Source organism: Rhodoferax sp., assembly GCF_028688795.1.
Taxonomy (GTDB): domain Bacteria; phylum Pseudomonadota; class Gammaproteobacteria; order Burkholderiales; family Burkholderiaceae_C; genus Rhodoferax.
In genome coordinates, this window is record NZ_JAQTXM010000025.1 from 1 (window position 1) to 14,181 (window position 14,181).

13 protein-coding genes and 1 tRNA gene are annotated in these 14,181 nt (G+C 54.2%); 10 read left to right on the top strand and 4 right to left on the bottom strand.

Annotated elements, in window-relative coordinates:
• Positions 1-40 precede the first annotated feature (40 nt).
• Positions 41-125 (bottom strand) — tRNA-Leu (locus PHQ58_RS16890).
• Between the two features lie 23 nt (positions 126-148).
• Between PHQ58_RS16890 and rnr the strand changes: the two genes are divergently transcribed.
• Together rnr and PHQ58_RS16900 are read left to right on the top strand one after the other, a co-directional pair.
• Positions 149-2,446, top strand: a complete 2,298-nt coding sequence (rnr, locus tag PHQ58_RS16895; protein ID WP_300113283.1) for a ribonuclease R — start codon at positions 149-151, stop codon at positions 2,444-2,446.
• A gap of 29 nt (positions 2,447-2,475) precedes the next feature.
• The gene (locus PHQ58_RS16900; RefSeq protein WP_300113065.1) at positions 2,476-3,234 is read left to right on the top strand and encodes an SDR family oxidoreductase; all 759 of its coding nucleotides are present in this window, start codon (positions 2,476-2,478) and stop codon (positions 3,232-3,234) included.
• Positions 3,235-3,255: 21 nt separating this feature from the next.
• Here the strand turns inward: PHQ58_RS16900 and PHQ58_RS16905 are convergent, their stop codons facing one another.
• Genes PHQ58_RS16905 through PHQ58_RS16915 form a run of 3 tightly spaced genes read right to left on the bottom strand, consistent with a single transcriptional unit; the run spans position 3,256 to position 6,513 of the window.
• On the bottom strand, positions 3,256-4,761 hold the full coding sequence (locus tag PHQ58_RS16905; protein WP_300113068.1) for an NAD(P)H-hydrate dehydratase: 1,506 nt from the start codon (positions 4,759-4,761) through the stop codon (positions 3,256-3,258).
• A gap of 3 nt (positions 4,762-4,764) precedes the next feature.
• Positions 4,765-5,652: an MBL fold metallo-hydrolase gene (locus PHQ58_RS16910; protein ID WP_300113071.1), complete on the bottom strand. Its 888-nt coding sequence runs from the start codon at positions 5,650-5,652 to the stop codon at positions 4,765-4,767.
• A gap of 9 nt (positions 5,653-5,661) precedes the next feature.
• Positions 5,662-6,513 (bottom strand): HDOD domain-containing protein, encoded by an 852-nt coding sequence (locus tag PHQ58_RS16915; protein ID WP_300113074.1) that lies wholly within the window; start codon positions 6,511-6,513, stop codon positions 5,662-5,664.
• Between the two features lie 290 nt (positions 6,514-6,803).
• Between PHQ58_RS16915 and rpsB the strand changes: the two genes are divergently transcribed.
• The 8 genes from rpsB (at position 6,804) to rseP (ending at position 14,151) form a co-directional block, all read left to right on the top strand.
• Complete coding sequence (rpsB, locus tag PHQ58_RS16920; protein ID WP_300113077.1) at positions 6,804-7,556, top strand: 30S ribosomal protein S2; 753 nt, start codon at positions 6,804-6,806, stop codon at positions 7,554-7,556.
• Positions 7,557-7,644: 88 nt separating this feature from the next.
• Positions 7,645-8,568, top strand: coding sequence for a translation elongation factor Ts (gene tsf, locus PHQ58_RS16925; RefSeq protein ID WP_300113080.1), 924 nt, complete (start codon positions 7,645-7,647; stop codon positions 8,566-8,568).
• Between the two features lie 50 nt (positions 8,569-8,618).
• Positions 8,619-9,341, top strand: a complete 723-nt coding sequence (gene pyrH / locus PHQ58_RS16930) for a UMP kinase (RefSeq protein ID WP_300113083.1) — start codon at positions 8,619-8,621, stop codon at positions 9,339-9,341.
• A 55-nt stretch (positions 9,342-9,396) separates the two neighbouring features.
• Entirely contained in the window at positions 9,397-9,957 is a 561-nt protein-coding gene (gene frr, locus PHQ58_RS16935) for a ribosome recycling factor (RefSeq protein ID WP_300113086.1), read from the top strand.
• 7 nt (positions 9,958-9,964) lie between these two features.
• Positions 9,965-10,693, top strand: a complete 729-nt coding sequence (gene uppS / locus PHQ58_RS16940; protein WP_300113089.1) for a polyprenyl diphosphate synthase — start codon at positions 9,965-9,967, stop codon at positions 10,691-10,693.
• 8 nt (positions 10,694-10,701) lie between these two features.
• Positions 10,702-11,547: a phosphatidate cytidylyltransferase gene (locus tag PHQ58_RS16945; RefSeq protein ID WP_300113092.1), complete on the top strand. Its 846-nt coding sequence runs from the start codon at positions 10,702-10,704 to the stop codon at positions 11,545-11,547.
• A gap of 8 nt (positions 11,548-11,555) precedes the next feature.
• On the top strand, positions 11,556-12,767 hold the full coding sequence (gene dxr / locus PHQ58_RS16950) for a 1-deoxy-D-xylulose-5-phosphate reductoisomerase (protein ID WP_300113094.1): 1,212 nt from the start codon (positions 11,556-11,558) through the stop codon (positions 12,765-12,767).
• A gap of 22 nt (positions 12,768-12,789) precedes the next feature.
• Positions 12,790-14,151, top strand: a complete 1,362-nt coding sequence (rseP, locus tag PHQ58_RS16955; protein WP_300113097.1) for an RIP metalloprotease RseP — start codon at positions 12,790-12,792, stop codon at positions 14,149-14,151.
• Positions 14,152-14,181: the final 30 nt, after the last annotated feature.

The following is a 14,181-nucleotide window of genomic DNA, read 5'->3' on the forward strand; positions in this document are numbered from 1 at the left end:
CCGGTTTCTGACATAAAAATGAACCGGAATTCATTTATATTGGTGCCCAGGAAGGGACTCGAACCCCCACGAAGTTACTCGCTAGTACCTGAAACTAGTGCGTCTACCAATTCCGCCACCTGGGCATTTCAGGAAAGAAAGGCATTGTATCAAGAATAGTAAGCAAACCAGCTTGTTGCTGGAAGAAATTGAAGGAATAGTTCAAGGGCATCGTGACGGTCACGGTTTTGTGATTCGGGATGATGGTGAAGCAGATATTTACTTGCCACCCAATGAGATGCGAGCTGTCCTACACAAGGATCGCGTCAAGGCCCGTATTGTGCGCAGCGACCGTAAAGGGCGACCAGAAGGCCGGGTGGTTGAAATTGTTGAACGCAACAGCAAGGTCATCATTGGCCGCCTGCTGCATGAAAGTGGCATTTGGATCGTGGCGCCAGAGGATAAGCGCTATGGTCAGGATGTGATGATTCCCAAGACCGCCACGGGTGCGGCAAAAGCCGGCCAAGTGGTGGTGGTTGAGTTGACGGAGCCGCCTGCGCTCTTTGGGCAACCCGTGGGCCGTGTCAAGGAAGTGCTTGGCGAAATGGATGATCCAGGCATGGAGATTGAAATCGCGGTGCGCAAATACGACGTGCCGCATGAGTTTTCTGAAGCCTGCATTGCCTTAGCTAGGGCGCTTCCAGACAAAGTGCGTCCAGAAGACAAGCGTCAGCGCGTGGACTTAACCGACGTGGCGCTGGTCACCATTGACGGTGAAGATGCCCGTGACTTTGACGACGCTGTGTACTGCGAGCCCGTCAAAATCGGAAAAGGCCGCTCGGCCGTCCCAGGATGGCGCTTGCTTGTCGCCATTGCTGATGTGAGTCACTACGTGGAAAACGGCTCGGCCATTGACATTGATGCCTATGAGCGTGCCACCAGCGTGTATTTTCCACGCCGGGTCATTCCCATGTTGCCAGAAAAATTGTCAAACGGACTGTGCTCGCTTAACCCCGAGGTAGAGCGCCTGTGCATGGTGTGCGACATGATGGTTACTGAAGACGGCGAAGTGTCCGCCTACCAGTTTTACCCGGCCGTCATGTTCAGTCATGCACGTTTTACCTACACCGAAGTTGCAGCTATTTTGGCCAATACCCGTGGCCCTGAAGCCACGAAGCGCAAGGACCGCATTACTGATCTGATGAACCTGCACGACGTGTATCGTGCGTTGCTCAAGTCCCGCGAACGTCGAGGTGCGGTTGATTTCGAGACAGTAGAGACGCAAATTGTTTGTGATGAAGCGGGCCACATTGAAAAGATCGTTCCGCGCACACGCAATGATGCGCACAAGCTGATCGAAGAGGCCATGTTGGCCGCCAATGTGTGTAGCGCAGACTTTATTGCTCAGAGCAAACATGCCGGCCTGTTCCGCGTGCATGAAGGGCCCACGCCGGAGAAAAAGGAGATTCTGCGTAATTTCCTGAAGATTACAGGTGTCGGTCTTAGCATCAGCGACGATCCGTCACCTGCTGAATTCCAGGCGATTGCGAAGGCCACCAAGGATCGTCCGGATGCACAGCAGATACAGACCATGTTGTTGCGCTCCATGCAGCAAGCCATCTACACCCCAGTGAACAGTGGTCACTTTGGTTTGGCGTTTGAGGCATACACCCATTTCACCAGTCCGATACGGCGGTACCCTGACCTGCTGGTACATCGGGTCATCAAGGCCATTTTGGCGAAAGCCAAGTACGAGTTGCCTATTTTGCCTACGCCGGGTGAAGCACATGCCAAGCTGTCCAAACGGTTGGAGAAAAATCTGGCATCCAAGGTGGCTGAGCCAGGCCAAAAACCTCGCAAGCTCAGCATTGACATGCAGGCTTGGCAGGCCGCCGGTCTGCATTGCAGTGCCAACGAACGGCGGGCAGATGAAGCCAGTCGTGATGTAGAGGCGTGGCTCAAATGCAAGTACATGCGTGAGCATTTGGGTGAGGAATTCAGCGGCGTGGTCAGCGCTGTCACCAGTTTTGGCATCTTTGTCACGCTTGATGCCATGTACGTCGAAGGCCTGGTGCACATTACAGAACTGGGTGGTGAGTACTACCGGTTTGACGAAGCGCGTCAGGAATTGCGGGGCGAACGCACCGGAATTCGTTTTGCGCTGGGCACCCGTGTCCAAGTGCAGGTAAGCCGTGTTGACCTGGATGGGCGGCGCATTGATTTTCATCTGTTACCAGAAGGCGATGGGTTGCTCGCGCGCTCATCCAAAGACCGCGAGCCGTCGCGGGAAACCACTGAGCGAAAGCTGGTTGACGACGTTGCCAATGTGGCAGATTCGGGTCGGCGCAGTCGAAAAATAGCCGAACCTCTGCCCCGCACCGGAGAGCGCAAGCGCACGCCTGGGGCAAAAGTGGCGCCAGTGGCAAAGGCCAAAGACAAGACACGCAAGCCGCGTCGCCGCAGTTGATTTTGCAAAACCCTCAGCACACTAACGTCATGACAAAAACAATCAAAGTCGCCTTGGTCACGGGTGCAGGAACTGGTATTGGGAAATCCGTAGCACTGGCTTTGCTGGCTGACGGCTGGCATGTGGTGCTGGCAGGACGGCGGTTGCAGCCTTTGCTGGATGTGGCCGCGCTGTCTGCTGCATCCGAACGGGCCCTGGCAGTGGCTAGCGATGTGACGCAGGAGGCCTCGGTGGTGGCGTTGTTTGATGCCGCCTTGCAGAAGTTTGGCCGTGTTGATGTGCTGTTCAACAATGCCGGTACCAGCTCGCCACCCGGCGTGCTACTTGAGGATTTGACGCTGGCGCAGTGGCAGGGCGTGGTCGATGTTAATTTGACTGGTATGTTTTTGTGCCTACGTCAGGCGTTTCGGGTCATGAAGCTGCAACTGCCGATGGGTGGACGCATCATCAACAACGGCTCAATTTCAGCTACCACGCCGCGTCCGAATTCGATCGTCTACACGGCCACCAAGCATGCGGTCACGGGCTTGACAAAAACGGCCTCGCTGGATGGCCGCAAGTACAACATTGCGGTGGGTCAGATTGACATTGGCAATGCCGCGACGGACATGACCCAGCGCATGCGCACAGGCATTCTGCAAGCCAATGGCAGCACGATGGTTGAACCAGTGATGGATGTTGGCATCGTGGGCCAGTCCGTCGTGTACATGGCCAACCTGCCTTTAGAGGCCAACGTGATGTTTCATACCGTGATGGCGACCCAGATGCCGTTTGCGGGTCGGGGCTGATAATTTATAAGAAATAGGCTTCTAGCCCTTATTAAATAAGCGTAAGCAGCTATCAATTAAATTAATACTCGACCTTGTTGGGGGCTGAGACGCAAGCTTTGAAGCTGTCAGTATGGACGTTACTGGCCAACTATCGGCGATTTGTCCATGTTGGTAAACCGCATCGCAGGCCGCCTGAAAAGCAGAGGCCCCAGCAGCTAATTTTGAGCCGATCATGCCTGCCAGGACATCTCCCGTGCCCGCCGTTGCCAACCGTGCATTACCCGTGGGGTTGATGGCTGTGAGTTGGTCTGGTGCGGCAATCACAGTGCCTGAACCTTTCAGCACCACGGTGCATGCAAACCGCTGTGCCAAGCGGGTGGCTGCGCCTAGCCGGTCTTGTTGCACCTGGTTGGACGTGCAATTCAAAAGGCGTGCCGCCTCAAGTGGATGCGGGGTCATTACGGTCGCAGCACCCCTGTTGATGCGGGCTACCAGAAGCTTCTGCAGGGCTACATCGCCTGCTATTGAATTCAAAGCGTCGGCATCAAGCACCATGGCGGATGATGCCAACAATGCCTTAGGTATGACCGACGCGACCGCATCGCCCCCGCCGCACCCGCACACCACGGTCTTGGTGTTGAAGTCCAAAGAATCTACCGACCTGAACATGAGTTCGGGCTGGGTCATGTCCACGCTCAGGCTGCCGCCATCAAGCAAGCCGACAAAAACCCGTCCAGCTCCTGCATGCAGGGCAGCGTTGGCTGCCAGCAGTGCCGCACCAGTCATTCCTGGCGCACCGCCAATCACGGCCACATCGCCAAAAATACCTTTGTGGCTGGCGTGGGTTCTGTGTGCCGGTGCTGGTTGGGCCAGTAGTCTGGCGCTAGCGCCAATGCGTTTCAGCATGTTTGGTGCGACTTGCAAGTCGTCAAGCCAAACGGTGCCGCTTGCGTCTCGGCCATGCGCGGTGAAGAGGCCGGGTTTGAGTGTCAACAAGCTCAGGGTATGCGTGGCATTGATGTGCCGCTGGGTTATTTGACCCGTGTCAGCGTCGAGCCCACTCGGGACATCAACGGCAAGAATGGGCACATTGCTGCCATTCATTTGATCGATCCAGCTGCCCATGTCAGCATTGGGTTCACCCAGATGTGCACCAATCCCGAGCAGCGCATCAATGCACAGTTGAATGTTGGTTGGCACCTGCGTGCTGAATGCCACGCCCGCTGACACCGCGCGCTGGTAAGCGGCCAAGGCATCAGGTGGCGCACGGTCGGGCTGACCCAGCCAAGTCACGATAGCCTCTTTGCCCCAGTGGTGCAGGTGAATCGCCGCCTCCAGGCCGTCGCCACCATTGTTGCCTGGACCACAGGCGATCCAGATACGGTGTGCATGTGGTGCAACTGCCAAGGCGAGTTTCGCAACGACCAAACCGGCGCGTTGCATTAGCGCGTGTAAAGGCAGCGTAGCGGTCGCTAGTGCCTCGATTTGGCGTGTTGCGGCAACGTTGTGCAAATGCCGCTCTAAACCTGGTTGGATGCGTTGCACGGTCTAGAACTCGTAGCTTTCGCCTTCTCTGGCCAAGCGGTACTCGGGGTCACCTGCTTGCTTGGGGTGTTCTTGCAACACTTGGGCAAAAACGGTTTCGAGCGCATCGTCGCTGCGGGTGGGTTCATGGTGTGTGCAATACAACACCTTGGCGCCCGCATGTTTGGCATAGTCAATGCTGGAGTGGAAAGTGCCGTGCCCCCAGCCTTTCTTTGAGATGTATTCGGCAGAGGTGTAGGAGCAATCTGCAATCAGCACATCGACACCCGCCATGGCGCGCAGGATGCTGGCCGATTTTTCATCAACAAAGCTTTGATATTCGGCAAAGTCAGGGTCGTTTGGCTCGTAGATGTTGAGCGGTGGTTCGTGGTCGCCGGTGAAGAAAATGGACTTGCCGTCGGCCTCAATCCGGTAGCCGAAGTCCACGACCGGATGGTTCATCAAAAAGGGCGTGACCTTGGCAGATCCGATTTGGATACTTTGCTCTGGCACCAACGTGACGTATTCAATTTGTGCTTTCATCTCGGCTTCGCGCACCGGGAAATAACTGTATTGCAATTGCACCGACATCACTTGCTCAATGCCCCTGCCAGACACCGGATCGAAGGCGCCGTGCAGCCTCAAGGTGTTCCCAGGGATGAAATTGGGGATGAAAAATGGCAAGCCTTGAATGTGGTCCCAGTGTGAATGGGTGATCAAGACATTCGCCGTTACAGGCAGTTCGGCCATGAGCGACTGTGACAGCGGAAATATGCCCGTGCCCGCATCAATGATGATGAGTTCATTCTGGTCAGTGCGAATTTCAATGCAGGTGGTGTTGCCACCGTAGCGCACCGTGGATGGTCCTGGGGACGCAATGGAGCCACGCACGCCCCAGAATTTAACTTTCATGCAGGTACCTCAAATTTTTGCAAACAACTTCGCTTCTTCAAATGCTGCATTCAAATCACCGGCCGTCAGAATCACCTCGTCAAGAGACCCCCCCATGATTTGAGCAACCGTTGGTGGTAATTCATAAACAAGGGGGTTGCCTGCATACCCAAACCGGAGTTTCTTGCTGATCTGATTTGCGGTAAAAACGCAGGCGAAAAGTTCAGAGGGTCGATCTGGTGCTCTATATTGATGTGCAATGGTGTCGATCAGGCTGGGCGCAAACCGCCATTTTTCAACCAGCATGGCCCCAATCACGGCATGATCTGTTCCCAGGGTGCGTTGTAAGGTTTCATGAAGCGATGTGCCATCCGTCTCGGAAATCTTCAGCGCCTGCCTGAATTCATCAGGCATGAACTGGGCGCAGACCACCTTGCCGAAGTCATGGAGAAGGCCGCCGATAAAACTATCCATCGGGTCTGCATCATCCAGGTGTGTGGCCAGTTGTTTGGCTATGACAGCGGTAGACAGTGAATGCAACAAGTAATTGTCAACATCAAAACCCGCAGCGTTGTGTTTTGGCAAGATGCCTATGGCGGCAATGCTAAGCGCCAGGTTTTTTATCGTGTTGAAGCCCAGGTACACCACAGCGTGGTTGACAGACGTGATTTGCTTGGGCAGGCTGTAATAGGCTGAATTGACAACCCTGAGAATTTTGACGGTGACCACAGGGTCTTTGTCGATCACTTGTACCAAATCCCTTGGTGTGCAGTTGACATCCCGCGTGAGTTCCAGAATCTTCTGGACACTTTTAGGGAATGCCGGCATGCCGTCAACGGCAGTGGCGAGCTTCTGTGAGAGTTCAGGTGACATGGCTTTCATTGTCTGTCTAATCATTCAACGGGATGACTGCGGAATTGAAATCTTTCAAAATCAAACTCCAAAGAACGTCGGAGGTTCAGTTTTCGGGCGAAGTCTTGCTGTGCGAGGCGGTGGGAAGGAAACTTGGGCGCGAATGCTATACTCGAAAAGCTTAACAAAGGCATGGTTAACATGTTGATGTCGGGTTCATACGCAAACCAGTCTCATCAAGGTGTTGTGGTGCCAGCCCCAAATACGTGGGCGTCGCTACAAAACGAGCTGGATTTTAGACTTAACCTTTGGAGTTATTCATGGCAATTACCATGCGAGAAATGTTGGAAGCTGGCGTCCATTTTGGTCACCAAACGCGCTTCTGGAATCCCAAGATGGCCCCCTTCATTTTTGGCCATCGCAACAAAATTCACATCATCAACCTGGAAAAATCGTTGCCGATGTTCCAGGAGGCTGCTAAATTTGTGCGCCAAATTTCCGCCAAGCGCGGTACCGTGCTGATGGTTGGCACCAAGCGCCAAGCCCGCGAAACGATTGCAATTGAAGCTCAGCGCGCTGGTGTTCCTTATGTTGACCAGCGTTGGTTGGGCGGCATGCTGACCAACTTCAAGACCGTCAAGACTTCGATCAAGCGCTTGAAAGATATGAAGATTCAGCAAGAAGCTGGTCTGGATAGCATGAGCAAGAAAGAGCAGTTGATGTTTGCTCGCGAGCTGGCAAAGCTTGAGCGCGATATTGGCGGTATTCAAGATATGGCTGTGTTGCCTGATGCTATTTTTGTGATCGACGTTGGCTACCACAAAATCGCCATTGCTGAAGCGCGCAAGCTTGGCATTCCACTGATTGCGGTCGTGGATACCAACCATTCGCCAGAAGGCATTGAGTATGTGATCCCCGGTAACGATGACTCGTCCAAGGCGGTAGCTTTGTACGCTAGTGGCATCGCAGACGCGATCATTGAAGGCCGTGCCAACGCGATGGACGATGTCGTGAAGGCTGTGGCTGCTGAAAGTGCTGATGAATTTGTGGAAGTCAACGAGGCTACAGCCTGAGTTGTCTGTTTCCCCAAAAAAGGGGGCTTTGTTGCCCCCTTTTTTTGATCAAATTTTTAATTAACTGAACTGAATCTGGAGAATAGAAATGGCTGCAATTACCGCAAGCATGGTGGCTGAACTTCGTGGCAAGACTGACGCCCCCATGATGGAGTGCAAGCGCGCTTTGACAGAGGCTGAAGGCGACATGGCCAAAGCAGAAGAGTTGCTGCGCGTCAAGCTGGGTAGCAAGGCGGGCAAGGCGGCAGGTCGTATCACGGCTGAAGGCGTTGTAGTCAGCAGCATCAGTGGTAATGTGGGCGCTTTGCTTGAAGTCAACTGCGAAACTGACTTTGTGACTAAAAATGACAGCTTTCTGGCGTTTGCCAACGCAGCGGTTGAATTGGTTGCGAAGAATGATCCAGCAGATGTGGTTGCCTTGGGCGGGTTGCCGTATGAGCAAGACGGTTTTGGACCAACGCTTGAGGATGTTCGTAAGGGGTTGATTGGCAAGATTGGTGAAAACATGAGCTTTCGCCGATTCAAGCGTTTCGCATCAGGTGCGCAGATTGCTTCCTATTTGCACGGCACCCGCATTGGTGTTGTTGTCGAATTTGAAGGTGATGCAAATGCGGCCAAGGACGTCGCCATGCATGTGGCAGCCATGAAGCCAGTCGCGTTGTCCAGTGACGACGTGCCGTCTGATTTGGTTGCACGTGAGCGTTCGGTGGCAGCTGCCAAGGCTGCAGAAGATGCGGCCGTCGCTACTGCTGCTGGCAAGCCAGTCCAGTCTGCTGAAATCGTTGCCAAGCGCATCGAGGGTGGCGTGCAGAAATACCTCAAGGAAGTCTCTTTGTTCAATCAGTCATTTGTGAAAAATGACAAGCAAACCGTTGAGCAGATGCTCAAGGCTGCCAGTACCACGGTGAAGTCTTTCACCTTGTATGTGGTGGGTGAAGGCATTGAAAAGAAGGTGGATGACTTCGCGGCAGAGGTGGCGGCGCAGGTTGCTGCGGCCCAGCAAGCTGCCTGAATTTCGCCTCATTTATGCCGACTTGTACCAAACCACATCAGGAGATTCACATGTCAACCGCCAAGCCCGCCTATAAGCGAATTTTGCTGAAATTGTCGGGCGAGGCCCTGATGGGTGATGACCAGTTTGGTATCAATCGCGACACCATCGTTCGAATGGTGGATGAGGTCGTTGCCGTGACGCGCCTGGGTGTCGAGGTCGCGGTTGTGATTGGTGGCGGTAACATTTTTCGTGGTGTTGCGGGTGGCTCTGTTGGGATGGATCGGGCCACAGCTGATTACATGGGTATGTTGGCCACTGTCATGAATGCTTTGGCTTTGGGTGACACCATGAACAAGGCTGGTTTGACTGCTCGCGTCATGTCGGCCATTGCCATTGAGCAGGTGGTCGAACCCTATGTGCGACCCAAAGCTTTGCAGTACCTCGAAGAGGGTAAAGTTGTTATTTTTGCCGCTGGTACTGGCAATCCATTTTTCACGACAGACACCGCAGCGGCTTTGCGTGGTGCCGAAATTGGTGCAGAGATCGTTCTGAAAGCTACTAAGGTAGATGGCGTGTACAGCGCTGACCCGAAGAAAGACCCAACTGCGACCCGGTACAGCAAAATCTCTTTTGATGATGCGATATCACAGAATCTTGGCATCATGGACGCCACGGCTTTTGCGCTGTGTCGTGATCAAAAGCTCCCTGTTAAGGTTTTTTCAATATTTAAACATGGTGCGCTGCAACGAGTCGTGATGGGTGAAGATGAAGGCACGTTGGTGCACGCTTGAGCGTGCCAAAATTCTGTTTTTAAGAGGCTGGTTGAACGCCGTGTGAGGAGAAAATATGCCAATTGTTGATATAAAACGCAACACTGAGTCCAAGATGGACCAGTCGATCGAATCTTTCAAACATAACCTGACCAAGATTCGCACAGGGCGCGCTAATCCCGCCATTCTTGACACGGTTCACGTGGACTACTACGGTGCCATGGTACCTATCAGTCAAGTGGCCAATGTTTCGCTGCTTGATTCCCGCACAGTAAGCGTTCAGCCTTGGGAAAAAGGCATGGGTGCCAAGATCGAAAAAGCCATCCGTGACAGTGACTTGGGGTTAAATCCATCGTCGATGGGGGACTTGATACGTGTGCCGATGCCTCCTATGTCTGAGGAGCGGCGAAAAGAGTTGACCAAACTGGTTCGAAATGAAGGCGAAAGTGCCAAAGTGGCTGTTCGTAATTTACGTCGGGATGCCAATGAGTCGCTTAAGAAGCTGGACAAAGACAAGCTGGCTTCTGAAGACGACCTGAAGCGCTGCGAAGCTGACATTCAAAAGGTCACGGACAGACACATTCTGGCCATAGACCAATTGGTGGCTGGCAAAGAGCAAGACATCATGGCGGTCTAGGCTTGCCATGACCGTCCAGCGAGTGCCGTATCACATTGCCATTGTCATGGACGGCAATGGTCGGTGGGCTAACAAGCGGTTTTTACCTCGGATTGCCGGACACAAGGTGGGCGTGGATGCACTGAAACGTTGTGCCAAAGCCTGCGACGCGCGTGGTGTCCGGGTTCTGACTGTCTTCGCCTTTTCGTCGGAAAACTGGAAGCGTCCGAGTGACGAGGTTTCAGGACTGATGGATTTGTTTGCCATCGCACTTGCCCGTGAGGTGCCACAACTCAATGCTGATGGTGTGCAACTTCGTTTTATTGGGGAGCGACAGGGCTTGTCCACGCGTGTGCTCAAAGGCATTCAGCAAGCCGAAGCCGTTACTGCTTTGAACACGCGGCTGGTGCTCAATGTTTGTTTCAATTACGGTGGTCGGTGGGACATCGTCCAAGCTGCTGCCAAATTGGCTGCACAGGGCATCTTGCCGACTGAGCAGCACTTGAGCCAAGCCATGGCTTTGGCACATGTGCCTGACCCTGACTTGGTGATACGCACAGGTGGGGAACTGCGAATCAGCAATTTTTTGTTGTGGCAGTCAGCCTATTCGGAATTTGTTTTTGTCGATACGTTGTGGCCCGATTTTGACGATGCTGCGCTTGCCGCTGCAATTGCGTCTTACGCTGGCCGCGAGAGGCGTTTTGGCAAAACGTCCGATCAGCTCCAGTTAGTCAATACGCCGACGCGGGTAGGTTGATTAGAACTATGCTCAAACAACGAATCATTACTGCGCTGGTGTTATTACTGCTGCTGTTGCCTGCTTTGTTTTATAGCGAACCATGGCCGTTTTGCCTATTGGCACTCCTTTTTATCGGTGCAGCCGGCTGGGAATGGGCGCGCGCAAACGGCTGGAATCAGACTGTGGCCTTGGCGGCTGGTGGGTTGTGTTGTGCAGTTTGCGGCCTGATGTGGTGGCAAGGTTGGCTTATGCAAAGCATGCCGCGTTTGTGGCTGATGGTGGGTGGGGCTTGGGTTCTTGGAGGCGCTCTGATTTTGAGGGCCGGCGTGGCTGCATGGGCCACCCACTCACGCTATTTGCGTTTGTTTTTAGGTGTGGCGGCTTTGTCATTGACTTGGTTGGCCGTTGGCCAGGCCAAGGTCATCGGCACCAATTTTTTGTTGTCAGTTTTGGCGTTGGTCTGGACAGCCGATATCGCAGCCTATTTTGCCGGTCGGACTTGGGGTGGGCGCTGGAGTCGGAGCAAGCTCGCGGCCTCTATCAGTCCCGGCAAGAGTTGGGAGGGGGTTTGGGGCGGCATGGCTGGTGTGCTGCTGTTGGCCTTAGTCTGGCGTGCCACAGACCTGGTGACTGGCGCAACGGTGCCCAGCTTGTACACCCATGTGGGTGAAAAAAGCCTGTGGCTGTTGATGGTTGCGGCGATCTTCATGGCGGCCATGAGTGTGGTGGGGGATTTGGTTGAGTCTCTGGTTAAGCGCAGCGCAGGCATTAAAGACAGCAGTGGCTTACTGCCCGGCCACGGTGGTGTGTTGGACCGGGTCGATGCGTTGTTGCCAACATTGCCTCTGGCGATGATGCTGTATTCCTTGTAAGGGCAAACATGTCTGACCAAAGTGGCTTGAAAAAGCAGCGCGTCGCAATTTTGGGGTCAACCGGATCAATCGGTGTCAGTACCTTGGAGGTAATGGCATGTCATCCAGATCGTTTTGAGGTGTTTGCGCTCAGCGCTGCAACACAAGTTGACAAATTGCTGGCTCAATGTATCCAGTTTAAGCCCGCTTTTGCGGTGATGGCCAGCGTTGCACATGCACGTGACTTGGCCCAAAAGTGCGCGGTGCTTGGTCTTCCTACGCATGTGCTCAGCGGGGCTGATGCGATCACCGAAATCGCGAAGCATGAGCTTGTAGACACAGTTATGGCTGCGATCGTTGGCGCTGCAGGGCTGGCATCATGTTTGGCTGCTGCGCGGGCAGGCAAACGCTTGTTACTTGCCAACAAGGAAGCACTGGTGGTCGGTGGTGAGTATTTTCTTCAGGCCGTGATTTCTGGTGGCGCTAAATTGTTGCCCATTGACAGCGAACACTCTGCTGTGTTTCAGTCCTTGCCCGATGATGCGTCGCTTTGGCCCGAGCAAATCCACAAAATCATTTTGACCGCTTCCGGCGGGCCTTTCCGACGGCGTGACCCTGCAACTTTTTCAGACATCACCCCTGATCAAGCTTGCGCCCATCCCAATTGGGTCATGGGGCGGAAAATTTCTGTGGATTCCGCCACCATGATGAACAAGGCGCTGGAGGTGATTGAGGCGCGGTATCTTTTTGGTGTGGCACCTGTGCAAATCGAGGTAGTGATTCACCCACAAAGCGTCATTCATTCCATGGTGCAGTACCGTGACAACTCGGTCATAGCCCAGCTGGGTACGCCTGACATGAAGGTGCCAATTGCCTACGGGTTGTCCTGGCCGGACCGGATGACATCCGGTGCGTCAGCGCTTGATTTCACGTCCATGGCGGACCTCTCGTTTGAGTCATTGCAGGCGCATGGTCATGCCGAACGTTTTCCGGGTCTTGCACTTGCGTGGTCTGTGCTTGAGGCTGCGCCCGGTAGCACCGCCGTATTGAATGCAGCCAACGAAGTGGCGGTGGACGCTTTTCTTGATCGTCGAATCCGGTTTGATCAAATTCACAGTGTGAACCTCGCGACGCTGGCTGCCATCAGTCCGGCATCACCCCACTCCCTGGAAGATTTGCTGGCGCTTGATGCGCAGTCTCGTGCAGCAGCGCGCGCAGCCGTGACGCGCATGGGCATGTAACCTTGACCCAGGACACTTTGCCATGCTGACCCTGCCTGCCTTCATTCTGGCGATCGCCCTGTTGATCGCGGTGCATGAATACGGGCATTACCGCATGGCTTTGGCGCGTGGGGTGAAGGTGCTGCGGTTCTCAATTGGTTTTGGAAAACCACTTTTCTGTTGGCGGTCAAAAAAATCTGGCACCGAGTTTGTCTTGGCATTGTTTCCCTTGGGTGGCTACGTCAAGATGCTCGACGAGCGTGAGGAACCGGTCGAACCTGCGCTGCGGCACCTTGCTTTCAACACGCAGCCCCTGCGCAGTCGCGTGGCGATTGTGGCGGCTGGGCCACTGGCCAATCTGGGACTGGCGGTGTTGCTCTATGCCTGCGTGAACTGGATGGGCGTTGAACTGCCGGCTGCTGTGTTGAGTGTGCCAGCCGCGGGAACCTTGGCCAGCCAGGCTGGGGTGACTGGTGGTGAACATGTGCTGCAGGTGGGGATTGATGAGCAGGATTTGGATGAAGTTCGGTCTTTTGAGGATGTGCGTTGGGCGTTGACCCGCGGCAGCCTTGAAGGCGATGACGTGCGCTTGGTATTGGCATCGCCCAATTCTGAAGCGCGTGAGGTGGTGCTGAAAGTTTCCGGGTTGCCGCGATCTGAAGTAGATGCCCAACTGTTTGCCAAAATTGGTGTGATCGCGCCCTTTAGTCAACCATTGATAGGGCAGACCGTAGCCGATGGTGCGGCAGCGCGTGCCGGCCTGTTGGATGGCGACGTCGTGCGAAGCGTGAATGGTCAGCGCGTCATTGATGGCCAGCAGTTGCGGCAGATGATTCGTCAGTCTGGTGCCAATGGGGTGCCGGTTGTACAAGTTTGGCAAGTGATTCGCAGTGGTCAGGTTCATGATATTTCAGTGGCACCTCAAGTGGTGGCGGAAGGCGCACTGACCATCGGTCGCATTGGCGCCTATGTGGGTGCTCGTCCGGAAATGGTCACGGTGCGTTATGGTGTGCTGGACGGCTTTTGGCAAGGCGCTGTCAAAACCTGGGACGTGTCGGTGTTAACGCTGAAGATGATGGGCAAGATGCTGATTGGTGAGGCGTCTCTTAAAAATATCAGTGGCCCGCTGACCATTGCTGACTACGCAGGCAAGTCTGCCAGTCTGGGTTTGACGCAATATTTGATTTTTTTGGCGCTGATCAGCGTCAGTCTGGGTGTCTTTAACTTGCTTCCCTTGCCGGTTTTAGACGGGGGACACCTGATGTATTATCTTTGGGAAGGGATGACCGGCAAGCCTGTCTCTGAGGTTTGGATGGAGCGTTTCCAAAGGGGCGGCATCGGTATTTTGGTACTTATGATGTCCATCGCCTTATTCAATGATATTTCCCGTTTGTTTGCTTTGTAAGTGAGGGCGCCGTGGGTGCCCCTTCCTAGT